Raw genomic sequence first — 23700 nt, forward strand, 5'->3', positions numbered from 1 at the left:
ATGACTGAGAACTACACCGCTCTCTACGAAGAGCACAAGAAACTCGGCGCTTCCTTCACCGATTTCGGTGGCTGGCAGATGCCCCTGAAGTACAGCTCCGAGCTGGCCGAGCACCACGCGGTGCGCAACGCTGCCGGCCTGTTCGACCTCTCCCACATGGGCGAAGTCTGGGTCTCCGGCCTGGAAGCCGGCGCGTTCCTGGACTACGCGCTCGTGGGCAAGCTCTCCGCCATCGCGGACGGCAAGGCCAAGTACTCGCTCATCTGCAACGCCGACGGCGGCATCATCGATGACCTCATCGTCTACCGTTTTGGCGACGAGAAGTACCTCGTGGTCCCCAACGCGGGCAACGCCCCCACCGTCGCCGTCGCCCTGGCCGAACGCGCCGTGGCCTTCAACGTGAAGGTGGAGGACGCCTCCGCCATCACCTCGCTGATCGCGGTCCAGGGCCCCAAGGCCGAGGCCATCCTGCTCAAGCTGACCGCTGAGGCCCAGCACGCGCTCGTCACCGACCTGAAGTACTACGCGTTCAACGAGCTCACCGTGGCCGGCCACAACGTCATCCTGGCCCGCACCGGTTACACCGGCGAGGACGGCTTCGAGCTCTTCGTAGCGAACGACGGCGCCGCCTCCCTGTGGGCGTCCGTCGCCGAAGCAGGGGCTGAGTTCGGCATCGTTCCGTGCGGCCTCGCCTCACGCGATTCGCTCCGCCTGGAAGCCGGCATGCCGCTCTACGGCAACGAACTGTCTCTCGACGGGTCACCGTTCGACGCCGGCCTGGGTGGCGTTGTGGCGCTCAAGAGCAAGGAAGGCGACTTCGTGGGCCGGTCCGCCCTGGAAGCCGCCAAGGAAGCCGGATCAAAGCGTAAGCTTGTGGGCTTGAAGGGACTGGGCCGTCGCGCCGGCCGCGGGCACTACCCGGTGCTCAAGGACGGCGCCGTGGTTGGCGAAGTCACCTCCGGCCAGCCCAGCCCCACCCTCGGCTACCCGGTGGCGATGGCCTATGTCGACGTCGAGCACGCCGAGATTGGCACCGTCCTGGACATCGACCTGCGCGGCAAGGCAGAACCTTTCGAGGTTGTCGCACTGCCGTTCTACAAGCGCCAAAAGTAACCACAGCCCGGTGGTTGAGCCTGTCGAAACCCCTGGATCTCGACAGGCTCGATCACCGGGTCCGCCGGATGCCAGCCCCACCGCCTCATCCGGTGGTTGAGCTTGTCGAAACCCCGTCCACACACCCAAGAACTTAAGGAATTATGAACATGGCTAAGGTTGCCGCTGAACTGAAGTACTCCGCCGAGCACGAGTGGATCGCCTTTGATGGCTCTGGTCCGTCCGTTATTGGTGTGTCCGCTGTTGCCGCTGAGGCGCTGGGCGACATCGTCTACATTGACCTGCCCGAGGTTGGCTCCACGGTCACCGCGGGGGAGACCTGCGGCGAGATCGAGTCCACCAAGTCCGTTTCTGACCTGTACTCCCCGGTGACCGGCGAGGTCACGGAAATCAACGAAGACGCCGTCGGCGATCCCGCACTGATCAACTCCGATCCGTACGGTGCCGGCTGGCTGTTCAAGGTGACCGTCGAGTCCGAGGGCCCGCTGCTGTCCGCCCAGGAATACGCCGAAGTAAACGGTGGCGAACTGTGAGCCCGGCTGCAGCAGGCACCGCAGTCTTTGAGCAGGTAGTTTCCGCGAGCCTGGACACCGACCTGTCGGTGCTGGACCCGGAGATCGCCGTCAAGATCGACGACGAACTGCGCCGCCAGCGGAATGGCCTGGAAATGATCGCCTCCGAGAACCACACAGCCGTTGCCGTGATGCAGGCGCAGGGTTCGGTCCTGACCAACAAGTACGCCGAGGGCTACCCGGGCAAGCGCTACTACGGCGGCTGCGAGCACGTGGACGTCATCGAGCAGCTGGCCATCGACCGCGTCAAGGCCCTGTTCGGTGCCGAGTTCGCCAACGTCCAGCCGCACTCCGGCGCCCAGGCGAACGCCTCGGTCATGCACGCGCTGATCAAGCCGGGCGACACCATCATGGGCCTGAACCTGGCGCACGGCGGCCACCTGACCCACGGCATGAAGATCAACTTCTCCGGCAAGCTCTACAACGTGGTCCCGTACCAGGTCCGCGAAGACACCCACACCATTGACATGGCCGAGGTGGAGCGCCTGGCGCTGGAGCACAAGCCGCAGCTGATCGTTGCCGGCTGGTCGGCCTATGCCCGCCAGCTGGACTTCGCCGAGTTCCGCCGGATCGCCGATCTGGTGGGTGCCTTCCTGATGGTGGACATGGCGCACTTCGCCGGTCTGGTGGCGGCTGGCCTGCACCCCAGCCCGGTGCCGCACGCCCACGTCACCACGTCCACCACGCACAAGACCCTCGCCGGTCCGCGCGGCGGCATCATCCTCTCCAACGACGCCGCGATCGCCAAGAAGATCAACTCGGCTGTCTTCCCCGGACAGCAGGGCGGCCCGCTGGAACACGTGATCGCGGGCAAGGCCGTGGCCTTCAAGATCGCAGCGACGCCGGAGTTCAAGGAACGCCAGGAGCGCGTCCTCGCTGGCGCCAGCATCCTGGCCGACCGCCTGGTCCAGCCGGACGTCACCGCCAAGGGCATCAACGTGATCTCCGGCGGCACCGACGTCCACCTGGTCCTGGTTGACCTACGCAACTGCGAGCTGGACGGCCAGCAGGCCGAGGATCGCCTGGCCGCGATTGACATTACCGTCAACCGCAACGCCGTGCCGTTCGACCCGCGCCCTCCGATGGTCACCTCCGGCCTCCGGATCGGCACCCCCGCGCTGGCCACCCGTGGTTTCGGCGAGGCAGCCTTCCGTGAAGTTGCGGACATCATCGCCGAGGCATTGATTGCCGACGCCGACGCGGACCTTTCCGGCCTGCGTCACCGGGTAGAGGCACTCGCCGCCGCCCACCCGCTTTACCCGGGGCTGTAGCCCCTTCCGGTGGTTGGGCCCGTCGGGTTTCGACAGGCTCAACCACCGGGAACCGCAATACCAATACTTAGTTAGGAAACGCACATGGCCGTTGGAGTCTTTGATTTGTTCTCCGTCGGGATCGGGCCTTCGAGCTCTCACACCGTTGGGCCCATGCGGGCTGCTGCGGTGTTTGCCGAGGAGCTGAAGGGCTCCGGCAGCCTGGACAAGGTGGCCGGGCTGCGGGTGGACCTGTACGGGTCCTTGGCGGCAACCGGCCATGGCCACGGCACCATGACGGCCATCCTGCTGGGGCTGGAGGGTTTCCACCCGGAAAAGATCCTGCCGGCCGAGGTGGAGGAGCGGCTCGCCGCCATCGCCGAGACCGGTGCCCTCCAGCTCGCCGGTTCCGTGCCCCTGCCGTACGGCGTCAAGGATATGGTCCTGCGCCCGCTCACTGTCCTGCCGCGGCACACCAACGGCATGACCTTCACGGTCACTGACGAGGCAGGCGAGGTCCTGCACAAGGCCACGTTCTTCTCCGTCGGCGGCGGCTTCATCGTCCGCGAAGGCGAAGAGGACGCGGCCCTGAAGGAACTGGACGAGTCCAAGAAGGAACTGCCGCTGCCCTTCCGCACCGCGGCGGAACTCCTGGGCCGGTGCCAGTCCAAGGGCCTGTCCATCGGCGACATCATGTTCGTCAACGAACGCGCTTCCCGCACCGAACAGGAAATCCGCGAAGGCCTGCTGCACATCTACTCCGTGATGGAGGAGTGCGTGGCAACCAGCCTCAAGCGCGAGGGGCTGCTGCCCGGCGGACTGAAGGTCCGCCGTCGTGCTCCGGACTGGCACGAGCGCCTCGAAAAGGAGGACAAGGACCGGGACCCGAAGTACTGGCAGGAATGGGTGAACCTCATCGCCCTGGCGGTCAATGAGGAGAACGCGTCCGGCGGCCGCGTGGTCACGGCGCCCACCAACGGCGCCGCAGGCATCATCCCCGCAGTCCTGTACTACGCATTGCATTTCGCACCCGGCATGGACAAGGCCACGCAGGAAGACCGCGACGACGTTGTGGTCAAGTTCCTGCTCACGGCCGGTGCCATCGGGGTGCTGTACAAGGAACAGGCGTCCATTTCGGGCGCCGAGGTGGGCTGCCAGGGCGAGGTGGGATCGGCGTCGTCCATGGCGGCCGGCGCCCTCGCCGAGGTGCTGGGCGGCACACCCCAGCAGGTGGAAAACGCCGCGGAAATCGCGATGGAACACAACCTTGGCCTGACGTGCGATCCCATCGGCGGGCTGGTCCAGGTGCCGTGCATCGAACGCAACGCCATCGCGGCTGCCAAGGCCATCAACGCCGCGAAGATGGCGCTCTGGGGCGACGGCACGCACCGCGTGTCCCTGGACGAGGTGATCGTGACCATGCGCGAGACCGGCAGGGACATGAGCTCCAAGTACAAGGAAACAGCCATGGGCGGCCTCGCCGTCAACGTAGTGGAATGCTAAGGGAAGAGAACTGATGACACTGGCACCAGAAGGCCGGAAGCTGCTGCGCGTTGAGCAGCGTAACTCTGCAGTACCTGTGGAGCGGAAGCCGGAGTGGATCAAGGCGAAGGTCCAGATGGGTCCGGAGTATGTCCAGCTCAAGAACCTGGTCAAGAAGGAAGGCCTGCACACGGTGTGTGAGGAGGCCGGCTGCCCGAACATTTTTGAGTGTTGGGAAGACAAGGAAGCCACGTTCCTGATCGGCGGGTCCGAATGCACCCGGCGCTGTGATTTCTGCCAGATCGACACGGGCAAGCCGTCCCCGGTGGACATGTTCGAGCCCACGAAGGTGGCCCGCTCGGTCCTGGCCATGCAGCTGCGCTACGCCACGGTCACCGGGGTGGCCCGGGATGACCTGGCCGATGAGGGTGTCTGGCTGTATGCCGAGACGGTCCGGAAGATCCACGAGCTGAACCCGGGCACCGGCGTCGAACTGTTGATCCCTGACTTTTCCGGCAAGCCCGAGCACATCGCGGCGATCTGTGATTCGAAGCCGGAGGTCTTCGCGCACAACGTCGAGACCGTGCCCCGGATTTTCAAGCGCATCCGGCCCGCGTTCCGGTACGACCGGTCCCTGGATGTCATCACCCAGGGCCGCAAGCTGGGCATGGTGACCAAGTCCAACCTGATCCTGGGCATGGGCGAGACCCGCGAGGAGATCTCCGAGGCGTTGCGGGACCTGCACGAGGCCGGGTGTGACCTGATCACCATCACCCAGTACCTGCGCCCCTCCGAACGGCACCTGCCGGTGGACCGGTGGGTCAAGCCGCAGGAGTTCGTGGACCTCCAGGACGAGGCCAACGAGATCGGCTTCCTGGGGGTCATGAGTGGCCCGCTGGTCCGTTCCTCCTACCGGGCCGGCCGGCTCTGGGCCACCGCGATGCGCAAGAAGGGCTGGGAAATCCCCGCCGAACTCGCCCACATCGAGTCCTCCGGCAGCACCCGCCAGGAAGCCAGCTCACTGCTGGCAGCCCACGCCAGCTGACCGCCCCTGTATTCAGAGCCGAGACCCAGAAAGGACCGAAGATGTTCCCTACAAGAATCGAAATCATCCCCTCAACCGGGATTGTTGATAAGGTCCAGGCGCTGGTTCCGCTGACCACCACGCTGACCATGACGTGCCTGCCGCACCACGGCATCGAACGGACCATGCGCACCTCGGTGGAGCTGAGCACCCTCGGCTACACCGTCATCCCGCACCTGGCCGCGCGCAGCATCCATGACCGGGCCGAACTGACCCGGATCATGCGGGAGTGCGACGGCGCCGGCATCGGCGAGGTGTTTGTGATTGGCGGCGATCGGAAGCAGCCCGCCGGACCGTACGAGTCAGCCCTCCCGCTGCTCGAGGACATCGCCCAGTACACCGGTGGCCGGATGCGCGCCGGAGTGGCAGGCTACCCGGAAGGCCACCCGACGGTGGCCGCCCTGGACCTGCTCGACGCCCTGCAGGACAAGCAGCACCTGGCCACGCACGTGGTCACCCAGATGTGCTTCGACGCCCCCAAAATCCTCGACTACGCGGCGCTGCTGCGCCGCGAAGGCGTGAACTTGCCCGTCTGGGCGGGCGTGGCGGGGTCCGTCCCGCGGACCAAGCTGCTGGCACTTGCCACGCAGATCGGCGTCGGAAGTTCCCTGAAGTTCCTTAGCCGCAAAGGCCCGCTGGCGCGCAAGCTGCTCAGCGGCGACCGCTACTCACCCCACACCCTGGTGGCCGGGCTCGAAAGCCAGCCCGGCATCGCAGGGATCCACCTCTACAGCTTCAACAACCTCGATGCGGTCCCCAACGAAGTGGGCCCCGCGTCATCCCCAACGGCACTCCAGCCAGCATCGATTCGAGGAGCAGCACGTGAGTACTAAAACCGTCACCACCCCGGAAACGCCCCACCTTGAACGCCAGCTCAGCAACAGGCACATCCAGCTGATCGCCATTGGCGGCGCCATCGGCACGGGCCTGTTCATGGGCTCCGGAAAAACCATCTCGGCCGCCGGCCCGTCCGTCATTTTCGTCTACATGATCATCGGCTTCATGCTGTTCTTCGTCATGCGGGCCATGGGCGAACTGCTGCTGTCCAACCTGAACTACAAGTCCTTCAGCGACTTCGCGGCCGACCTGCTGGGCCCCTGGGCCGGCTTCTTCACCGGCTGGACCTACTGGTTCTGCTGGGTGATCACCGGCATCGCGGACGTGATCGCCATCGCCGGCTACTCGAAGGAACTCTGGCCGGGTCTGCCGCTGTGGATCCCGGGCCTGGTCACCGTGGCCATCCTCCTGCTCCTGAACCTCGCCACGGTGCGGGCGTTCGGTGAGACCGAGTTCTGGTTCGCGCTGATCAAGATCATCGCCATCGCCGCGCTCATCATTGTGGGCCTGTTTATGATCTTCAGCGGTTTCCAGTCCGACGCCGGCCCGGCCACCTTCACGAACCTGTGGAGCCACGGCGGGATGTTCCCGAACGAATTCATGGGCTTCGTTGCAGGCTTCCAGATCGCCGTGTTCGCGTTTGTGGGCATTGAACTCGTGGGCACCACCGCCGCCGAGGCCAAGGACCCGGAGAAGAACCTGCCCAAGGCCATCAACTCCATCCCCATCCGCGTCCTGCTCTTCTACGTTGGCGCCCTCATCATCCTGATGTCGGTCACCCCCTGGACCCAGTTCCAGGCCGGCCACAGCCCGTTCATCGCCATGTTCTCCCTGGCCGGCCTCGGCGCAGCAGCCACCGTGGTGAACCTGGTGGTGCTCAGCTCGGCCATGTCCTCGGCCAACTCCGGCATCTACTCCACGTCCCGCATGGTCTACGGCCTGGCCCAGGAGGGCGACGCCCCCACCCTGTTCAGCCGCCTGTCCGCCCGCAAGGTCCCGCAGAACGCCCTGTTCCTCTCCTGCATACTGCTGCTCTCCGGCGTCATCCTGATGTACGCAGGCTCGGACATCGGCAAGGCCTTCGACATGGTCACCACCGTTTCCGCCGTCTGCTTCGTCTTTGTCTGGTCCATCATCCTGGCCAGCTACCTGAAGTTCCGGTCACGCCGTCCCCACCTGCACGAGTCATCCAAGTACAAAATGCCCGGCGGCGTCCCCATGGTCTGGGTGGTCTTCGCGTTCTTCGCCTTCGTCCTGTGGGCACTGACCACGCAGCCGGACACGCTGGTGGCGCTGCTGGTCACCCCCATCTGGTTCATCCTGCTGGGCGTCGCCTGGGTCATCCTGCGCAAGCGCCCGTCCCACCTGGCCCGCTACGCGGAGTTCCAGAAGGACCTCGCCGGCGAGAAGGTAGTGGCAGAGGAGAAGGCCCTGGCCGACGCTGAGCTGGCCGATGCGAAGGCACCGCGGGAGAACTAAGTGGCAACCGAACATGTTCTGACCGTCAACTGCGCCGAGTCCCCGGGGATCGTCCACGCGATCACCGGGTACCTGCTGGATCACGACTGCGACATCATCGACACCAAGCACTTCGGTGACCGCCAGGCCCAGCAGTTCTTTATGCGGGTGCATTTCGAATCCGGCAAGCAGCCGCTGACCACGGAGGACCTGCGCCGGGACTTCGAGCCGCTGGCCGCTGAGTGGGCCATGAACTGGCAGCTGGAGCCGCACGGCCGCAAGCGCCGGGTCCTGGTGATGGTGTCCAAGTTCGGGCACTGCCTCAACGACCTGCTGTTCCGGGCCCGCACGGGTGATCTTCCGGTGGAAATCGTGGCCGTGGTCTCCAACCACACGGACCACGAGGACTTGGTGAAGTGGCACGGCATCCCGTTCTTCCACCTCCCGGTCACCCAGGAGACCAAGCCGGCGCAGGAAGCGCGCCTGCTGGAGCTCGTGGACGAATACGATGTGGAGCTGGTGGTCCTGGCCCGCTACATGCAGGTCCTCAGCGACGAGCTGTCGGCCCAGCTGACGGGCCGGACCATCAACATCCACCACTCGTTCCTGCCCAGCTTCAAGGGCGCCAAGCCGTACCACCAGGCCTACGACCGCGGCGTCAAGACCGTGGGCGCCACGGCGCACTACGTCAACGCGGAGCTGGATGAGGGGCCGATCATCGCCCAGCAGGTCATCGACGTGGACCACACGTACACGGCCGATGACCTGGTGCGCGTGGGCCGCGACGCTGAGTGCAAGGCGCTGAGCAACGCGGTCCGGTGGCACTGTGAAGGCCGGGTAATGCTCGACGGCGGGCGCACAGTGGTTCTGCGCTGACCCGCGGTGGTTGAGCCTGTCGAAACCGCGTCCCCGCCCAACTGGGTAGCGCTAAGTCGTTATGAGCCTCATAACGACTTAGCGCTACCTACATTCGGGGGAGTGGGGTGGGGCCGCATCCGGGCTGCGGGCCGCCGTAGTGTTCGACGGCGGGACGCTGCCTCAGGCGCGTTGCTGGAAGTGTGTGGGCGGAACCCCGCCCGGGAGCGTGCGCAGCATCCCTTCGGCGGCGTCGCGGATGGTCAGGTTCCGATGGCTCGATGCGAGCGTGAGCATCTGCAACGCCGCCTCGTAGGAGCACCCGTTCTGGCCCATGATTACGCCGCAGGCGACGTTGACCGCGGTGCGGCTCGCCATGGCTGCGCGGAGATCCGCGGATTGGGCCAGGCCAGCCCGGACCTGCAGTGCCAGGACCAGGCTCGTGGCCGCCACGTCGGAGAACGACAGCGCCTGGCTGGCGACAACCGGGGTGAAGACGTTCGTTTCCGCCGAATACAACGTGAGTGCGGCCCGGTAGCCGCGTTCCAGCCGCAATGGCACGGCGACGGCGGAGCGGAAGCCGGCTGACCTGAGACTGGCCGGGTACTCGTCCCAGCGCCTGTCCAGGCAGTGATCATTGAGAATGATGGTCAGGCGGCCGCCCAGTGCCCGCGAGGTGGGACCCCGTCCGGCGAGCTGGTCCCATCGGGAAAGGCCACCGGCGGCGTCGGTGGTTGCCGCTGTGAAGGGCGTCCCGTCCGGCCGCACGAGCGTCAACGTGCTCTCCACGGGGTAGCCGGCGATCTCGCTCACGGCGGACGCCGCAATCCGGGCCAGTGCGCACGCCGATGCCGCTTCCGAGTGTCCGCGGATATCCAGCAGGACCCCCGAGACGCGCCAGTCCACCTGTTGATCGATCATCATGCCCAGCCCCCATGTGTCGGTACGCCCTAATCGTAAAAGGCCCTGTCGGGGTGGCACACGAGTAGTGAGTACTCGCTTTTTTCCAGGGCGGGCAGGTAGCCCCCAGGCCCGGGTTTCGTTGGCGTCCCTACATGTCGAAGTACGTGCTGGCTTCCTCGCCCGAGACCTTCCGGACGATCTCGTCGGCCACGTCCCGGAGCTTCTGGTTCCGGTGGCTGGAGACCTTCATCAGGATGGACATCGCCTCGGTCTGGCCGCAGCGGTTCTGGGCCATGATGATGCCGCAGGCAAGGTTGATGGCAGTACGGCTCATCATCGCCGCGCTCAGGTCATCAGCGGCGCTCTCTGCGGTTCCCACCCTGACTGCCAGGCGGACGGCACTGCCGGCGACGTCGGCGAAGCTTGCTGCCTCGCTGATGGTCTCCTCGGTGAATACGCCAGTGGCCGGCGCGAAGAAGTTCAGGACTGCGGCCGCGTTTTCGCCGAGTTCAAGCGGAACGCCCAGGACGCTGTGGATGCCCTCCTCGATCAGGCGCTCCTGGTAGGTGGGCCAGCGCGGGTCGGTGCGGACATCGGCCAGCAGGACAGGGGTTGCTGCCTTCAGCGCTGCGATGCAGGGCCCGTCGCCCACGGCCTGTTCGATGCGGTCCAGGTGGAAGGCGCGCTCGGTGCTCCCGCCCACCGTTGTGGTTTTCCTGGCGCGCTTAAGCGTGACCCCGCACTCCACCGTGGCGCCGGCGGAGCGGCTTAGGGCGGCCGCCGCGATGATGGAGAGCCCGCCCAGGAAGTCAGCCACCGATCCCGTGCCGATAATCAGGTCCTGCAGCTCAATGAGCAGCTCATGTTCGGGCGAATTGGTCATGCCCAAATCTAGGCCGAACGGTGGGCCCTCACAAGCTATCCGGCCGCGCAGAACCTTCGGCCTACGAGACATGCCCTAGCTCAGTTCCTTGACGGCGTCTGCCCGGACCCGGCGATGGCCCGCCACAACCACGCCTGCAGTGAGGACGCCGGAGAGCAGGATGGGCAGCCACATGGCCACGGTCAGGAGCGCCGCGCCGGCCAGGGCGCCGAGCAGGATCAGCATTACGGCGAGCAGCCGCTTGGCCCAGTCCTGCCCCTTGCGGGCCGCGAAACGGGAGTCCGCGGCTAGTCCCGTCAGTGTGGATGTCACCACAACCGTGGTGACATCCACGACCTTGACGTGCCGTGCCGCGGCCGCCTGGATGCCCATGGCCAGCCCTAGGACGGAGGTGACGGCCTCGGCCAGGTGCGGGAAGGCATGTGTGCCGAAGAAGAACAGGCCGGTCGAGACGGCCAACAGCAGGAGACTGACCAGGCCCACGGCCAAAGAGGTCGGCCCGGACCAGCCCTCGGACTTGCCCCGCAGCATGCGCCCGGAAATCATGGCGCCGCCGAAGAAGAAGACCAGCGCCAGCACGGGGCCGAGGACGGGCAGGTTGGTCGTGCCGGTCAGCGCCATCCCCAGAATGACCACGTTCCCCGTCATGTTTCCCGTGAAGACCCGGTCCAGGCCTAGATAGCCCACGGCGTCGATGACGCCCGTCGAAAAGGTCAGGATGAGCATGAGCCACAAGTGAAGCCGCGCCTCCGGTACGCGGGCCGGCGCCCGCCGTAGACGGCTCGGGGCCGTATCCGTCACGGTCATGGTCAGCGCCCCACCGCGTAGCCCTGCATGCCGCGCGGGTTGGCGGCTGCGCGCACCATGCCCGTCGCTGGATCCCGCGAGACCGCGCACATTCGTCCGATCTCCCAGTCGCCCGCCTCACCGACCAGGTGCCCGCGCGCCCGCAGCTCGCGCACGACGTCCGCGCCGATCCGTCGCTCGATCACGACGACGCCGAGCTGATGCTCGTGCGGGAAGAAGGAGCTGGGGAAATGGGTGCTGTGGAACGACGGCGCATCGATCGCCTCCTGTAGATTCATCCCGGCGAGCAGATGATTGAGCAGAAAATGCAGCTGCCACTGGTCCTGCTGGTCGCCGCCCGGGGTGCCGAAGGCGAGCACGGGCTCCCCGTCCTTCAGTACCAGGGTCGGCGAAAGCGTAGTGCGGGGGCGCTTGCCCGGCGCCAGGGTGTTGGGCAGGCCAGACTCGAGCCAGGCCATCTGCAGCCGGGTGCCCAGCGGGAAGCCGAGCTCCGGGATGACGGGGGAGGAGTGCAGCCAGCCGCCGCTGGGCATGGCCGAGACCATGTTGCCCCAGCGGTCGACGACGTCGACGTGCACCGTGTCCGAGCGGGCCTCCCCATTGGCCTGCGGGCCGGAGTCGAGCAGGGCCGCGACGGCGTTGGGTTCGCCGACGCCGCTGAGCCCGCTCGCGTCGAAGTCTCCCGTGACGCGCAGTTCCGGCAGGATCGCCTCGCGGCCGTCGGGGCTGCCGGGCCGGATTTCCATGGAGGCCGTGGCCCCAATGAGTTTCCGGCGCTCGGCCGTGTACTCGGGGGACAGGAGGGTATCCGAGGGCACGTCGGCGGCGTCGCCGTACCAGGCGTCCCGGTCCGCGAAGGCCAGTTTGGTGGCCTCCAGGATCGTGTGGATGCCGTCCGCCGTGCCCGGTTCGACGTCCATCCCGTCCAGCAGCGCGAGCTGCTGCAGGAAGACGGGACCCTGACTCCAGAAGCCCGTCTTGCAGACGGTGTGGCCCCGGAAGTCCAGGGTCACGGGCGCCTCGTAGTGCGGGCGCCAGGACGCCAGGTCCTCACGCGTCAGGAGGCCCGCGTGATCGGCGCCGCTCGAGTCCCGCCATGGTGTCTTGACGAACTCGGCGATGGCCTCGGCCACGAAGCCCTCCGTCCAGGCCCGGATCGCGGCGTCGAAGCCCTCCGCCCGGGTGCCGCCGTCGAGCAGGGCGGCGTCTTCGGCGTCCATGAGGCGCCCGTAGGTGCGGGCCAGGGCTTTGTTGACGAGCAGCTGCCCCTCGACCGGAACCCGGCCCCCGGGCAGGTAGAGTTCGGCGGACGGCGTCCAGTGTTCGCGGAACAGCGGCGCCATCCGTTTGATGTACTCGACCACCTTGGCCGCGGCGGGGAAGCCGTTCTCGGCGTAGGACGCGGCCATCGACAGGACCTCGCGCAGGCTCAGGGTTCCGTGATCCCGCACAAAGGTCATCCAGCCCAGGGTCGAACCGGGGATCGCCGCGGCCAGCGGCCCGGTGCCGGGCACCATATCCAGCCCCAGCTCCGCGAAGGCCTCCGGTGTCGCGGCGGCCGGGGCGGGGCCCTGGGCGCACAAGACGGTGGGCTTCTTATCGTCGGCCCGGGCGAAGATCAGCGGCAGGTCGCCGCCGGGGCCGTTCTGGTGGGGCTCGACGACCTGCAGCGTGAAGGCCGCCGCAGCCGCCGCGTCGAAGGCGTTTCCGCCGCGCTCCAGCACCCCCATGCCGACCTGGGATGCCAGCCAGTGCGTGGAGGAGACCATACCAAACGTCCCGGCAAGTTCGGGGCGGGTGGAGAAATTCATTGCAGCTGCCTTTCTAGGCTGTGTGTGCGGGAGTCGTAGGAGCCCCGGATCAGAGGTTGACGAGCTCGTTGAGGCCCAGGCCGATGAACATGACGAGGCCAAGCACCAGCGATGCGTTCATGACGAAGCCGTTACGGTACTTCTTGTCGAGGCGCTTGGAGTTCATGAGCCAGAGCAGCCCGCCGATCATGACGGGCATGAGCAGTGCGCCCAGCGCGGCGTAGATCAGGACCAGCGTGACCGGCTTGTCCAGGAACAGCATGGCCAGGGGCGGCAGGCACATCCACAGGATGTAGGCGCGGAAGGGCACGGACCGGACGGCGTTCTCGTCCCGCTCCTTGTCGGTCTTGCGGTAGATGTTGAAGATGTCATTGAAGACGTTGGCCAGGGCGTTGTAGCCGCCGATGAGCGAGCTGAAGACGGCGGAGAACATGCCGATGAGCAGGAGCCACTTGGCGGGCTCGCCGAAGCGTTCGGCGAAGGGGTTGGCCAGGGCGTTGAGGTCGCTCAGTCCGCCGACCTCGGTGCCGCTGCCCTGCAGGAAGGCCGCGCCGACAATCATCATGGCGAACATGAAGATGAAGGTCATGCCGTAGCCGATGACGAGGTCAAGGCGCATCGTCTTGATCCAGCTGGGACCATTCCAGCCCCGGTCGCGGAGCCAGTAGCCGTAGGACAGCAGGCCGATCGACATCCCGACCCCGCCCATGACGCCCAGCACGTAGAAGGTTCCGTCCTGCGGGACGCGCGGTGTCAGGCCGCTCAGCAGGATGCTGAGGTCCGGCTTGGTCAGGATTGCGGCGCCCACGATGGAGATGAACATGACCGCGACGAAGAAGGACATGAGCTTCTCGAAGGAGCTGTACTTGCCGATCCACAGGATGCCCAGGCCGAGCAGGACAGCGACGATGGCGCCCAGTTTGATGTCTACCGCCGGGAACATCGCGTGCACCGTGAGTCCGAGCGCCCCGGCGATGGCCGCGCCGTAGAAGAAGCCCAGAATGATCGAGTAGATGCCGAAGTAGCCGGTGAAGATCTTGCTGAGCTGGTGAAAACCGCGCAGCGGGCTGATGCCGGTCGCCAGCGACCAGCGGCCGATGCACTCGGTCACGATGAACTTGATGAAACAGCCGACGACGACGGCCCACGCCAGGGTTAGCCCGAAGCTGGCACCGGCGTTAAGGGAAGCGATGAGGTCTCCGGCGCCGACGCCGGCAGCGGCCACGATGAACCCTGGACCCGCAACGCCGGCAATCCGACGCCAGCGGGACATGCCGCCGACTTGCTCTGTCTGCTGCGTAAGTACCTTTTCCATTTCACTCCGTAGTTGTGATCAAGACCACCATTGGTCTATTGGTCCGACCAATATGCCACGGCTAGACTGTAATCGCAAACGAAACGGTAGATACGAGGTGCACGGTGGTCGACTGGTCCGGAGTGAGTCATGGCTGGGTTTCCATGGGCGGCAATCTCGCTGCCGAGCTGGAACTCATGATCGTCCGCGGCGAGCTCCCGCGCGGCGAGAAGATTCCGGCCGAGCGCGTCCTGGCCGAGACACTGGGAGTCTCACGGACGACGCTACGCGAGGCGCTGCTGGAGCTGGAGCTTCGCGGTCTCGTGAGTCGCCGCCCGGGCCGAGGGACCATCGTGCTCGAATCCTCGACCCCCAAACAGGCGGAGGAGCTCTCCTCGGTATTCAGTGCGGCGCAGGAGGACTTCAACCAGATCATGGAGATGCGCTGCTCCATCGAACCCGGAGTCACGGCGCTCGCGGCGGCCAAGGCGACGCCGTCGGACCTGCGGAAGCTTGAAGCCATTCTGCGCACCGCAGAGCAGGAGACGAGCTCCGCAAAGCTGCTCGAGCTCGACGTCGAATTCCATGTCATGGTGGCTGACATCGCGCGCAACCCGCTGCTGTCCATGCTCATTCGCATCGTGAGCGACTGGGCTCGCTCTTCACGCCGGCTCGGATTCCAGGGCGCCAGCCGTAAGTCCGCCTCGCTCTCGGGACACTGGGCCATCGTCGAGTCGCTCAAGGCAGGGAACGGCCCGGCCGCAGAGCAGGCCATGCGCGATCATATCGGTGGCATCCAGGAGCTCATCGCGCCGGTTGCCGAGCCGGGCCCGGCGGAAATACGGCCCGCACAGGCATGACGTCACTCCAAAGGTGCCAACGTGCTGCCCAGCTCTCGCGGCTCTTGTCTGTCCTGGCGGGCCGCCGCAGCCGGGCGGCCCACCAGGCGCCACGCTAGTCCCGCACCCGGATGATCTCCAGGGCGTCAGGATCCAGCAGCTTCCGCGTGCCGGTCCGCGCGTCCCGGATCCAGATCAGTTCCAGGGAATGTACGACGTCGGTCACCCGGCCTTTGTGGAAGAGCTTGCCGTTGTGCCACGCCTCGATGTGGTCGCCGGGTTGGATTCTTACCGTCTGCACCTTGTCAGTGATCATGCTGTGCCCCCTGCTGGTTGTCCCCGTCTGCCCAGCATGCCCCGGCCAGGTTGCCGCAGTGTTTCTGCCGGGTAAAAGCCCGGGTTTCGACAAGCTCAACCACCGGATGGTGGAATGCCTTCATGACCAATGACGAGATTCGGCCTGTCTACTTCCTTTCGGACAGCACCGGCATCACCGCGGAAACGCTCGGCAACACCTTGTTGACGCAGTTCCCCGCGAACAACTTTGACCGCATTACGATCCCGTTCATTACCACCGCCGAACAGGCCAGGACCGTGGTGGGCACCATCGACAAACTGGTCGCCACCGGCCCGCGGCCCATCGTCTTTTCCACGGCCGTCAGCAGCGACATCAGACAGGCCATTGCAACGTGCCAGGGGATCATCGTGGATCTGATCGGGACGCATGTGGGACAGCTGGAGGAAGCCCTCGGCTCCCAAGCCAGCGCGGAACCCGGCAGGGCCCACGGCCTCGGCAACGCGGAGCGGTATCAATCCCGGATGGCCGCCGTCGAGTACGCCATGGAACACGACGACGGCCAGAGCCTGCGGGCGCTGGAAAAGGCCCAGGTCATCCTGGTGGCACCGTCCCGCTGCGGAAAAACGCCCACCACCATGTACCTGGCGCTGCAGCACGGCATCTTCGCCGCGAACTTCCCGCTGGTGGACGAGGATTTCCAACGGGAAGGGCTGCCCAAGCCGCTGCGGCCTTTTGTTGAGAAGTGTTTCGGGCTGTCCTCCAACCCCCTGCGGCTGAGCCAGATCCGCACCGAGCGGCGCCGCGGCTCACCGTACGCGTCGCTGCGGCAGTGCGGCTTCGAGCTGCGCAGCGCCGAGCAGTTGTACGTCTCCCACCGGATCCCGTACTTGAATTCGGCCACCGTGTCCGTGGAGGAAATGGCCGCCACCATCCTGCAGCGGATGAACCTCAAACATTAGGGAAAAATTTCACAAGCCCGGTGTGGCGCACATCATGTTGGTATGAGTGCTGTGGACCTGTCACTGTAGACAGGATCCGCGCCCACCAACCGGCCACAGCCGCGAGCGGGCAGCGCCCCGGCATGCCATCATCCCTGCAAAGGAGCAGCAAATATGACAACTGACATCCTGTGGTTCTCAGAACTCGGACTCAAGGACCTGGACCGGGTAGGCGGCAAGAACGCCTCCCTCGGCGAGATGGTGCAGAACCTCACCTCAGCCGGCGTCCAGGTCCCGGACGGCTTTGCCACGACGGCGGACGCCTACCGCAGCTTCCTGGCTGACTCGGGCCTGGACCAGAAGATCGCGGACCGGCTGGTGGGCTTGGACACCGATGACGTGACGGCCCTGGCAGCAGCGGGCAAGGAGATCCGGGCACTGATGCGCGAGACGCCCTTCCTGCCGGACTTCGAGGCGCAGATCCGGAACGCCTACCAGCAGCTGGTGGACAAGCACGCGGGCTCCGAGGACCTCTCCTGGGCCGTCCGTTCCAGCGCCACGGCGGAGGACCTCCCGGATGCCTCCTTCGCCGGGCAGCAGGAGACCTTCCTGAACGTCCGCGGCATCGAGAACATCCTGATCGCCATCAAGGACGTGTTCGCGTCCCTCTACAACGACCGGGCCATCGCCTACCGCGTGCACCACAAGTTTGAACACGCCGAGGTGGCACTCTCGGCGGGCATCCAGCGGATGGTGCGCTCCGACGTCGGGGCTTCCGGAGTCATGTTCACCATGGATACCGAGTCCGGGTTCCAGGACGCCGTGTTCGTCACGTCCTCCTACGGCCTGGGCGAGGCCGTGGTCCAGGGCGCCGTGAACCCCGATGAGTTCTACGTCTACAAGCCCGCGCTGCAGGCCGGCCGCCCCGCCATCCTCAAGCGCGGACTGGGCGAAAAGGCCCTCCAGATGACCTACACCAACAGCCAGGAGATCGGCCGGACCATCGACTTTGTGCCGGTGGAGGCCTCCTTGCGGAGCCGCTTCAGCCTCAGCGACGCCGACGTCGAACAGCTCGCCCGGCACGCCGTCGCCATCGAGAACCACTACGGCCGTCCCATGGACATCGAATGGGGCAAGGACGGGACCGACGGCGGCCTGTACATCCTGCAGGCACGCCCGGAGACGGTGCAGTCCCGCCGGGCCGCCGGTAGCCTGAGCCGTTTCCGCCTCAACGGAACCGGCCGGGTGCTGGCCGAAGGCCGTGCCATCGGCCAGCGCATCGGTGCCGGCAGCGTCCGCATCCTCACCTCGATCGACCAGATGGCCGCCTTCAAGACGGGCGACGTCCTCGTCGCGGACATGACCGACCCGGACTGGGAACCGATCATGAAGCGCGCCTCCGCCATCGTCACCAACCGCGGCGGACGCACGTGCCACGCGGCCATCATCGCCCGCGAACTGGGGATCCCCGCCGTCGTCGGCACCGGAAGTGCTACGGATTCCCTTGCCGACGGCCTCGAGGTGACCGTCTCCTGCGCCGACGGTGAGACCGGGACCATCTACGAAGGGCTCCTGGACTTCAGTGTCGAGGAAACCGCCATCACCGAGCTGCCGGAGGCCCCGGTCAAGGTCATGATGAACGTCGGAACCCCGGAGCAGGCGTTCACCTTCGCGCAGCTGCCCAACCACGGTGTGGGCCTGGCCCGGCTGGAATTCATCATCAACCGCCAGATCGGCATCCACCCCAAGGCGCTCCTGAACCTGGACAGCCAGCCGGCGGAAGTGGCCGCGGAAATCCGCGAACGGATCGCCGCGTACAGCAGCCCGCGCGACTACTACATCAAGCGCCTGGCCGAAGGGGTGTCCACCATCGCGGCGGCCTTCGCGCCGGAGCCGGTGATTGTGCGCATGTCCGACTTCAAGTCCAACGAGTACGCCAACCTCATCGGCGGACCGGCCTACGAGCCGCACGAAGAGAACCCGATGCTCGGCTTCCGCGGCGCCTCCCGGTACCTGGAGCCGTCCTTCCGGGACTGCTTCGACCTCGAGTGCGAGGCGCTGTCCTTCGTCCGCAACGAGATGGGGCTGACCAACGTCAAGCTGATGATCCCGTTCGTGCGGACCCTGGACGAGGCCCGCGGCGTCATCGATCTGCTGGCGGAGAACGGCCTGGTCCGTGGCGAGAACGGCCTCGAGGTGATCATGATGTGCGAGATTCCGTCCAACGCGCTGCTCGCGGACGAATTCCTGGACTACTTCGACGGCTTCTCCATCGGCTCCAATGACATGACCCAGCTGGCCCTGGGCCTGGACAGGGATTCCGCGATTGTCTCGGGCGGCTTCGATGAGCGCGATCCTGCCGTCAAGAAGCTCCTGAGCATGGCCATCAAGGCCTGCAAGGCGCGCGGCAAGTATGTCGGCATCTGCGGCCAGGGTCCCAGCGACCACGCCGACTTCGCCGAGTGGCTGGTCGGGGAGGGCATCGATTCCGTCTCCCTGAACCCCGACACCGTGGTGGACACCTGGCTCCGGCTCGCCGGCACCCCGGTGATTGAGCCTGTCGAAATCGGCTAACGCACGACGTCGGCACCCGGCTTGGGTGCCGACGTCGTCCTGGCGCTACGCAGATTCCTTGTCGCTACGCAGGTTCCGTGTCGCTACCTAAATACCGGTGGCGCCAGGGAATCTGCGGGTCACGCTCGGGTTTGCGCGTCGAAAACCGCATAACGCGTACGACGGTACTCGGGTTTGAGGTGTTTCTCCTCGCCATCGAATTCGCCAACAACCTTGGCCTGCTTTCAAAGGTGCGGCGGACTCCAGCACGTGACCGGCCGCCGTCGTTCTTCATGGTGAGGGCCTGGACCGGGTGGTTCAGTCCGATGGTGGGAATTCCGGGGCCAAGAGAAGCGGTGGAAGGTCGGTCATGTAACGAAGATGCCAGCTGCGCGCCCTCGCCGGGAGGGGTGAGTGTCGCTATGTGGAGAAGTCCTGGCGAGGCGCTTGTTCGTTTCCGACGCACAGCTACCCTGGCGCACGCGGAATACGGACTGTGTAGAGGAACGTCCGCGTCGAGAACGAATTTGCGCGTCGAAATCCCCGGGTCCCGACAAGCTGGACCACCGTCGGCTAGCCTTCAGGCCGGCAGTCGAGGATGAACTCCATGAGCGACGTTGCGTCCGCGTCCGCGTAGAGCGTCACCAGGCTCTGATTGAACTCAAGTCGGCGGCTAAACGGAATGGAGATCGCGTCGTGCCCGGAGCTCAGCAGGACACCATTCATCATCAGCCGTGAGGTGCGCTTGTTGCCGTCGAAATAGAACTGGTGCCGGGTCCCGAAGCAGAAGTAGGCGGCAGCCCGTTCTATCGGATTCTTCACCCCGGAAAGGAACGCCAGTCCGCGGGTGTATTCGGCCCGCAGCTCCTCCCCGCCATCTTCGCAGCCGGTGGCTTTGAAAGTGCCGGCTTCACCCAGGTTGACCGTTCCGCCACCCCGCACGGACCCCTCGCCACGGAAGTGCCCTGCCTCTACGGCCTCATGGGGTGCCACTATTCCGTGAAGGCGGTCTGACAAAGGCTTGGAAAGTTCGAAGGTCCCGTCCCGAACAAGGTCGCGGAACGTACGCGTGGACTCGGCCAAGGCCAGGACCTGTTTCTCATCGTCGAGCCGGTGTCCGCCGACTGTGACACCTTCCAGGAGTGTTTGGACTTCCGGGAGGGTGTAGGGGTTGCCTTCCAGGGCGGCAGCGTCCCACACATGGCCAGCCAACTGCGCCTCGAAGCGGGTGAGAGCGCGTGGCACCTCCATACCGGGCATTTCGTCCCAGGGTATGCCAGATGAGTCCCAGGAAAAGCCAAGCTCATCCACCTGGTCCTTCCCTGCCGACTTGAGCAGGCCAGGGGACGGCTGCTGGGCGCGTGGACGTGGCGGTCGCTTCTTGTACTGGTTGGTGCCGACGCCCCATCGTGCCTGCTCAGTCATGGTGCGCCCAGTCTTTCGTGAGTTCCTCGGCAAGGTCATACGTGGCCGGCATCCCGTAGCAGTCGAGGATGATTTGGATCGGGTCTGCCCAGACGATCCCTTCGTCGTTCCACGCGCCGCCTTCGCTGGCGCCGTCGAGGGGGAGCAGGAGAACCTCCACCGCGGCCGAACCGGGGCGGTTGATGATGGACGCGACCCTGGCAGGATTCTCGACGTAAAGGATGATGGGCCCGGGCGTCCCTTCTGCCCCTATCCGTGCCGCGGCCGGTGCGCCGCTGGCGGCCCAACCCTTTCTCGTGGCGGCCACGGCCGAGCAGATGCGCAGGAAATTCCAGTCACTGGTGATCTCTACGGCGCCGGGGCGGAGGGGCGGGGGAGCGGCCGCACCTGCCTCTCTGGCGAGTGACCTGGGGCGAGGGGTTCCGTCAGTGCTGGCCCAGCGCATGAGTGTCTCGATCATTACCGCGTCCGCAGCCGGATAGGAGGTGCCGTCTTCAAGGATCGTGCGGGCAGCATGAAGCGCGCGTACATCGCAGAGCGGCTCAGGCCGGGACGGAAGCTGCAGGCCGGCCGCGGCCAGGATTCGCGTGGCCATGCCGAGGGTCGGGTCGATGTCGCCCTTCTCAACCCGTGTGACGGTGGAGGCTGACACGCCGGCTCGTCTGGCCAGCTCGCGGCGGGAGAACCGGGAGTCGCGGATCGCAATCTGGACCACATTTTGCATATAAGCAATTCTATGATTCAAGTTGCTTATATGCAATATCTACGCCTATGCTGCGTATAAGCAACAGCTGGTCCGCCGGTGATTGAGCTTGTCCTCCGGTGGTCGAGCTTGGCGTGGGCCCCACGGCTGGACGATGGGTTCCTGGAGCACCTCGGCGCCTGACGCCCGGAGGGTTTCGAAGGTGGCGTCGAGATCGTCCGTGTTGAACACGAGCATGGGCATAACGCCCTTGGTGAGGAGCTCCTGGATGGCGTCCCCGTCGGCCTGGGAGCGGCCGGCGTGGGGAGGGGAGAGGACGATCTCAAGGTCGGGCTGGGCGGCACTGCCAAGCGTGACCCAGCGCTGTCCGTCCGAGCCGACGTCGTTCCGGACTTCCAGACCAAGGGCGTCGCGGTAGAAGGCGAGGGACTCATCGAGATCGTTGACGGTGACGTGTGCGTACTTCAATGAAATGTTCATGTCTCCCACGCTAGGGGAGTGGCTATGAAGAGGCTTCTTCAATCCTGCTCGGTTTGCGGGCGGGCCGGGTGTGCTGCCGGGCGATGCACGTCGGCATTGCTTTCACGGCGTGGTGTTCGCGGGCCCGGTAGGCGCTGGGCGTTATGCCGACGATCTCGGTGAACCGCGAGCTGAACGAACCCAACGACGTAGAGCCCACCTCCATGCACGCGTCGGTCACGCTCACACCGGCCCGCAGCAGCGCCATGGCACGTTCGATCCGCCGGGTCATGAGGTAGTTGTAGGGCGTCTCACCGTAGGTAGCCTTGAACTGGCGGGAGAAGTGCGCAGCGGACATGAGTGCGCCGGCGGCCATGGTGGGCACGTCCAGTGGCCGGGCGTACTCGCGGTCGATCAGGTCACGGGCCCGGCGCAAATGGACCAGGTTGGCCAGCTCCTGCGGTGTCATGAGGCAAGTCTAGTAGCGCTCCACTCCCGGTGGTCGAGCCTGTCGAAATCCCGGGCCATCGTCGCAGAACTCGCTTCCACCAATTTCTGGGAACTCTCCCGCTCTCCGGTTTGCCATGGACGGAGACGGCGCCCAGGACTGTTGGCGTGACACTCCCGGGGTTTTCGACAGAAGCTTTGGAACAAAAACTGCCAAAAGTATAGCCAATCGGCTATACTTTTGGCATGACCATGGTCAGTGAGCTGCGAGAGATTGCGATGGACAAGGGCGGCTTTGTCGTTCCCGATGATGCCGCCGCCGTTGGGATGGACCCAAAGGAGCTACCTCAAATGGCATACAAAGGCCGGCTCGTGCACGAGTTGCATGGCGTCTACCGGTTCCCGGACCTTCCCACGGATGACACCACCGAGCTCCGGTTGGCCCTGCTCTGGGCTGGGCGGGGAGCTGCGCTGGACGGGGAAACTGTTTTGGCGATGTTGGACCTGTGCGACGTCAATCCGCGAGCCATTCACGTCGTCGTTGCTCCTGGCGTCCGCGTCCGCCGCCAAGGCAGGCCGGTGTTCCGTCTTCATAAAGGGCGGGTCGAGGTTGATTACCACCGAGGCCTTCCCATTGCGAGCATCCCGCAGGCTATTAGGCGGGCTGCCGAGAATGGGATGCGCCTTGATCTCGCCCGGCAAGCCGTCGACACGGCCGTGCGCAGGGAACTTCTGGTGGAAAGCCAAGCACAAAAACTGCGCACTGAATTAGAAAACATAGGGCGGCGATGAAATACCAAGATCTGGAACCGAAGAAGAAACCCTCCCGAACTGCGACATCGCTGAAAGCGGGAATTCGCAACGCGGATACGGGAGAACCGGAGCAGATCACCACCTGGACTGTGTGCGGAAGTGTATTGGTGGCGGCCCTTCAACGCCGAAAAGGGGTAGATGGACAGCCGATGATCCGGTTGAAGGGCGGGGCATATCTGGAATGGTCCATGCATCCGCACTCAAGATCTACGCAGGATATCGATACCTTCTACACCGAAACCGCAGACGAACTGCACGTCTTCTTAGGCGAATCGCTGGCCGAATCGCTCGGGCTGTTTACATTCAACGTAAAGCCGGGTGACCGCGAGATGCAGGTCGACTTGGCGGCAGTAAACCCTCGCCAGTACGAAATCCAGGTCTTCTTTGCGAACTCGCTGCTGCGCAAGATCAAGCTCGAGGTGTCTTTCGCCGAGGGCGCCGTGGCAACCGTCGTCGGTTCGGTCCCAGCCCCGCGACTCGAGCCCTTTGGCGTCGAAACACCTATTGATCAGTTTGCCAGCATCGCACCCGAGTATCAGGTCGCGCAGAAGCTGCACGCCTGCACCGGACCAGGGCGAGCAACTCGAGAACGGGATGTGCTGGACATCCACCTCCTGAAACAGAACGTGTTTGATCAGGTGCGAGGTACGGCCGGCCTGCATGATGCCTGCAAGGACGTATTTGAAAGCCGGGCAAAAACGGCGGCTGCGGTCGGCGTTGTGGCAGCCTCTTGGCCAGTTGAGGTTGAACGGCATCTGGACTGGGGGACGGACTACGGGGCACTTGCTCATGATCTTGGCATTGCGGTCGCCCTCGACGAGGCGATCTCTGAAATCAACGCATGGATCAGGGAGTTTGCCTGCTAGGCGCCGGTCA

23 protein-coding genes are annotated in these 23700 nt (G+C 65.4%); 13 read left to right on the forward strand and 10 right to left on the reverse strand.

Translation table 11 applies throughout. The features are described 5' to 3' along the window. From gcvT to purU, 8 genes are all read left to right on the forward strand, one after another. Entirely contained in the window at positions 1–1113 is a 1113-nt protein-coding gene (gene gcvT, locus MUN23_RS13710; protein WP_248759020.1) for a glycine cleavage system aminomethyltransferase GcvT, read from the forward strand. A gap of 149 nt (positions 1114–1262) precedes the next feature. Continuing rightward, the gene (gene gcvH / locus MUN23_RS13715) at positions 1263–1646 is read left to right on the forward strand and encodes a glycine cleavage system protein GcvH (protein ID WP_248759021.1); all 384 of its coding nucleotides are present in this window, start codon (positions 1263–1265) and stop codon (positions 1644–1646) included. Then, a complete protein-coding gene (gene glyA / locus MUN23_RS13720; RefSeq protein WP_305886564.1) occupies positions 1643–2956 on the forward strand; it encodes a serine hydroxymethyltransferase in 1314 nt (437 codons plus the stop codon). Before gcvH ends, glyA begins: the two co-directional genes overlap by 4 nt. Before the next feature lie 84 nt (positions 2957–3040). Continuing rightward, complete coding sequence (locus tag MUN23_RS13725) at positions 3041–4438, forward strand: L-serine ammonia-lyase (protein WP_248759025.1); 1398 nt, start codon at positions 3041–3043, stop codon at positions 4436–4438. A gap of 13 nt (positions 4439–4451) precedes the next feature. After that, entirely contained in the window at positions 4452–5462 is a 1011-nt protein-coding gene (gene lipA, locus MUN23_RS13730; RefSeq protein WP_058931452.1) for a lipoyl synthase, read from the forward strand. 41 nt (positions 5463–5503) lie between these two features. Then, positions 5504–6334 (forward strand): methylenetetrahydrofolate reductase, encoded by an 831-nt coding sequence (locus tag MUN23_RS13735; RefSeq protein WP_248759034.1) that lies wholly within the window; start codon positions 5504–5506, stop codon positions 6332–6334. Continuing rightward, positions 6324–7817: a D-serine/D-alanine/glycine transporter gene (gene cycA / locus MUN23_RS13740; protein ID WP_248759036.1), complete on the forward strand. Its 1494-nt coding sequence runs from the start codon at positions 6324–6326 to the stop codon at positions 7815–7817. The genes MUN23_RS13735 and cycA overlap by 11 nt, the downstream gene beginning before the upstream one ends. Further along, on the forward strand, positions 7818–8672 hold the full coding sequence (gene purU, locus MUN23_RS13745; protein ID WP_248759039.1) for a formyltetrahydrofolate deformylase: 855 nt from the start codon (positions 7818–7820) through the stop codon (positions 8670–8672). Between the two features lie 162 nt (positions 8673–8834). Here purU and MUN23_RS13750 read toward each other — a convergent pair whose 3' ends face one another. The 5 genes from MUN23_RS13750 to MUN23_RS13770 all read right to left on the reverse strand — a co-directional run bounded on the left by MUN23_RS13750 (position 8835) and on the right by MUN23_RS13770 (position 14370). Then, the gene (locus MUN23_RS13750) at positions 8835–9575 is read right to left on the reverse strand and encodes a GAF and ANTAR domain-containing protein (RefSeq protein ID WP_248759045.1); all 741 of its coding nucleotides are present in this window, start codon (positions 9573–9575) and stop codon (positions 8835–8837) included. 127 nt (positions 9576–9702) lie between these two features. Beyond that, on the reverse strand, positions 9703–10437 hold the full coding sequence (locus tag MUN23_RS13755; protein ID WP_248759047.1) for a GAF and ANTAR domain-containing protein: 735 nt from the start codon (positions 10435–10437) through the stop codon (positions 9703–9705). A gap of 75 nt (positions 10438–10512) precedes the next feature. Next, positions 10513–11163, reverse strand: a complete 651-nt coding sequence (locus MUN23_RS13760; RefSeq protein ID WP_248759048.1) for a YoaK family protein — start codon at positions 11161–11163, stop codon at positions 10513–10515. Between the two features lie 83 nt (positions 11164–11246). After that, complete coding sequence (locus tag MUN23_RS13765) at positions 11247–13055, reverse strand: gamma-glutamyltransferase family protein (protein ID WP_248764087.1); 1809 nt, start codon at positions 13053–13055, stop codon at positions 11247–11249. Positions 13056–13104: 49 nt separating this feature from the next. Beyond that, the gene (locus MUN23_RS13770; protein WP_248759052.1) at positions 13105–14370 is read right to left on the reverse strand and encodes an Nramp family divalent metal transporter; all 1266 of its coding nucleotides are present in this window, start codon (positions 14368–14370) and stop codon (positions 13105–13107) included. A gap of 122 nt (positions 14371–14492) precedes the next feature. On the opposite strand from MUN23_RS13770, the gene MUN23_RS13775 reads away from it, so the two are divergent. Beyond that, positions 14493–15209 (forward strand): FadR/GntR family transcriptional regulator, encoded by a 717-nt coding sequence (locus MUN23_RS13775; protein ID WP_248759053.1) that lies wholly within the window; start codon positions 14493–14495, stop codon positions 15207–15209. Between the two features lie 94 nt (positions 15210–15303). On the opposite strand, the gene MUN23_RS13780 is transcribed toward MUN23_RS13775, so the two are convergent. Then, the gene (locus MUN23_RS13780) at positions 15304–15504 is read right to left on the reverse strand and encodes a hypothetical protein (protein WP_248759054.1); all 201 of its coding nucleotides are present in this window, start codon (positions 15502–15504) and stop codon (positions 15304–15306) included. Positions 15505–15626: 122 nt separating this feature from the next. Here MUN23_RS13780 and MUN23_RS13785 point away from each other — a divergent pair, with 122 nt between their 5' ends. After that, a complete protein-coding gene (locus MUN23_RS13785; RefSeq protein ID WP_248759055.1) occupies positions 15627–16445 on the forward strand; it encodes a pyruvate, water dikinase regulatory protein in 819 nt (272 codons plus the stop codon). Between the two features lie 153 nt (positions 16446–16598). Next, positions 16599–18998, forward strand: a complete 2400-nt coding sequence (gene ppsA, locus MUN23_RS13790; protein WP_248759056.1) for a phosphoenolpyruvate synthase — start codon at positions 16599–16601, stop codon at positions 18996–18998. 552 nt (positions 18999–19550) lie between these two features. On the opposite strand, the gene MUN23_RS13795 is transcribed toward ppsA, so the two are convergent. Genes MUN23_RS13795 through MUN23_RS13810 form a run of 4 tightly spaced genes read right to left on the reverse strand, consistent with a single transcriptional unit; the run spans position 19551 to position 22033 of the window. Next, positions 19551–20402 carry a Fic family protein gene (locus MUN23_RS13795; protein ID WP_248759058.1) on the reverse strand — a complete coding sequence of 284 codons (852 nt, stop codon included), beginning with the start codon at positions 20400–20402 and terminating at the stop codon, positions 19551–19553. After that, positions 20395–21126, reverse strand: a complete 732-nt coding sequence (locus tag MUN23_RS13800) for a helix-turn-helix domain-containing protein (protein ID WP_248759059.1) — start codon at positions 21124–21126, stop codon at positions 20395–20397. The genes MUN23_RS13795 and MUN23_RS13800 overlap by 8 nt, the downstream gene beginning before the upstream one ends. Before the next feature lie 45 nt (positions 21127–21171). Further along, positions 21172–21585 (reverse strand): VOC family protein, encoded by a 414-nt coding sequence (locus tag MUN23_RS13805; protein ID WP_248759060.1) that lies wholly within the window; start codon positions 21583–21585, stop codon positions 21172–21174. Positions 21586–21607: 22 nt separating this feature from the next. Beyond that, entirely contained in the window at positions 21608–22033 is a 426-nt protein-coding gene (locus tag MUN23_RS13810; protein ID WP_248759062.1) for a helix-turn-helix transcriptional regulator, read from the reverse strand. A gap of 224 nt (positions 22034–22257) precedes the next feature. On the opposite strand from MUN23_RS13810, the gene MUN23_RS13815 reads away from it, so the two are divergent. Both MUN23_RS13815 and MUN23_RS13820 read left to right on the forward strand, forming a co-directional pair. Beyond that, positions 22258–22803: a hypothetical protein gene (locus MUN23_RS13815; RefSeq protein ID WP_248759064.1), complete on the forward strand. Its 546-nt coding sequence runs from the start codon at positions 22258–22260 to the stop codon at positions 22801–22803. After that, positions 22800–23690: a nucleotidyl transferase AbiEii/AbiGii toxin family protein gene (locus MUN23_RS13820; protein ID WP_248759066.1), complete on the forward strand. Its 891-nt coding sequence runs from the start codon at positions 22800–22802 to the stop codon at positions 23688–23690. Before MUN23_RS13815 ends, MUN23_RS13820 begins: the two co-directional genes overlap by 4 nt. The last annotated feature ends 10 nt before the right edge of the window (positions 23691–23700 follow it).

This window comes from Pseudarthrobacter sp. SSS035 (genome assembly GCF_023273875.1).
Classification (GTDB): Bacteria; Actinomycetota; Actinomycetes; order Actinomycetales; family Micrococcaceae; genus Arthrobacter.

Excerpts from the sequence above, each read along its gene's own strand:
- MUN23_RS13780 (WP_248759054.1), bottom strand. The coding sequence starts at position 15,504 with ATGATCACTGACAAGGTGCAGACGGTAAGAATCCAACCCGGCGACCAC.
- MUN23_RS13795 (WP_248759058.1), bottom strand. The coding sequence starts at position 20,402 with ATGACTGAGCAGGCACGATGGGGCGTCGGCACCAACCAGTACAAGAAG.
- MUN23_RS13750 (WP_248759045.1), bottom strand. The coding sequence starts at position 9,575 with ATGATGATCGATCAACAGGTGGACTGGCGCGTCTCGGGGGTCCTGCTG.
- gcvH (WP_248759021.1), top strand. The coding sequence starts at position 1,263 with ATGGCTAAGGTTGCCGCTGAACTGAAGTACTCCGCCGAGCACGAGTGG.
- lipA (WP_058931452.1), top strand. The coding sequence starts at position 4,452 with ATGACACTGGCACCAGAAGGCCGGAAGCTGCTGCGCGTTGAGCAGCGT.
- MUN23_RS13785 (WP_248759055.1), top strand. The coding sequence starts at position 15,627 with ATGACCAATGACGAGATTCGGCCTGTCTACTTCCTTTCGGACAGCACC.
- MUN23_RS13805 (WP_248759060.1), bottom strand. The coding sequence starts at position 21,585 with ATGAACATTTCATTGAAGTACGCACACGTCACCGTCAACGATCTCGAT.
- MUN23_RS13770 (WP_248759052.1), bottom strand. The coding sequence starts at position 14,370 with ATGGAAAAGGTACTTACGCAGCAGACAGAGCAAGTCGGCGGCATGTCC.
- MUN23_RS13800 (WP_248759059.1), bottom strand. The coding sequence starts at position 21,126 with ATGCAAAATGTGGTCCAGATTGCGATCCGCGACTCCCGGTTCTCCCGC.
- MUN23_RS13755 (WP_248759047.1), bottom strand. The coding sequence starts at position 10,437 with ATGACCAATTCGCCCGAACATGAGCTGCTCATTGAGCTGCAGGACCTG.
- MUN23_RS13765 (WP_248764087.1), bottom strand. The coding sequence starts at position 13,055 with ATGAATTTCTCCACCCGCCCCGAACTTGCCGGGACGTTTGGTATGGTC.
- MUN23_RS13820 (WP_248759066.1), top strand. The coding sequence starts at position 22,800 with ATGAAATACCAAGATCTGGAACCGAAGAAGAAACCCTCCCGAACTGCG.
- MUN23_RS13725 (WP_248759025.1), top strand. The coding sequence starts at position 3,041 with ATGGCCGTTGGAGTCTTTGATTTGTTCTCCGTCGGGATCGGGCCTTCG.
- ppsA (WP_248759056.1), top strand. The coding sequence starts at position 16,599 with ATGACAACTGACATCCTGTGGTTCTCAGAACTCGGACTCAAGGACCTG.
- MUN23_RS13810 (WP_248759062.1), bottom strand. The coding sequence starts at position 22,033 with ATGACACCGCAGGAGCTGGCCAACCTGGTCCATTTGCGCCGGGCCCGT.
- gcvT (WP_248759020.1), top strand. The coding sequence starts at position 1 with ATGACTGAGAACTACACCGCTCTCTACGAAGAGCACAAGAAACTCGGC.
- MUN23_RS13815 (WP_248759064.1), top strand. The coding sequence starts at position 22,258 with ATGACCATGGTCAGTGAGCTGCGAGAGATTGCGATGGACAAGGGCGGC.
- MUN23_RS13735 (WP_248759034.1), top strand. The coding sequence starts at position 5,504 with ATGTTCCCTACAAGAATCGAAATCATCCCCTCAACCGGGATTGTTGAT.
- MUN23_RS13760 (WP_248759048.1), bottom strand. The coding sequence starts at position 11,163 with ATGCTCATCCTGACCTTTTCGACGGGCGTCATCGACGCCGTGGGCTAT.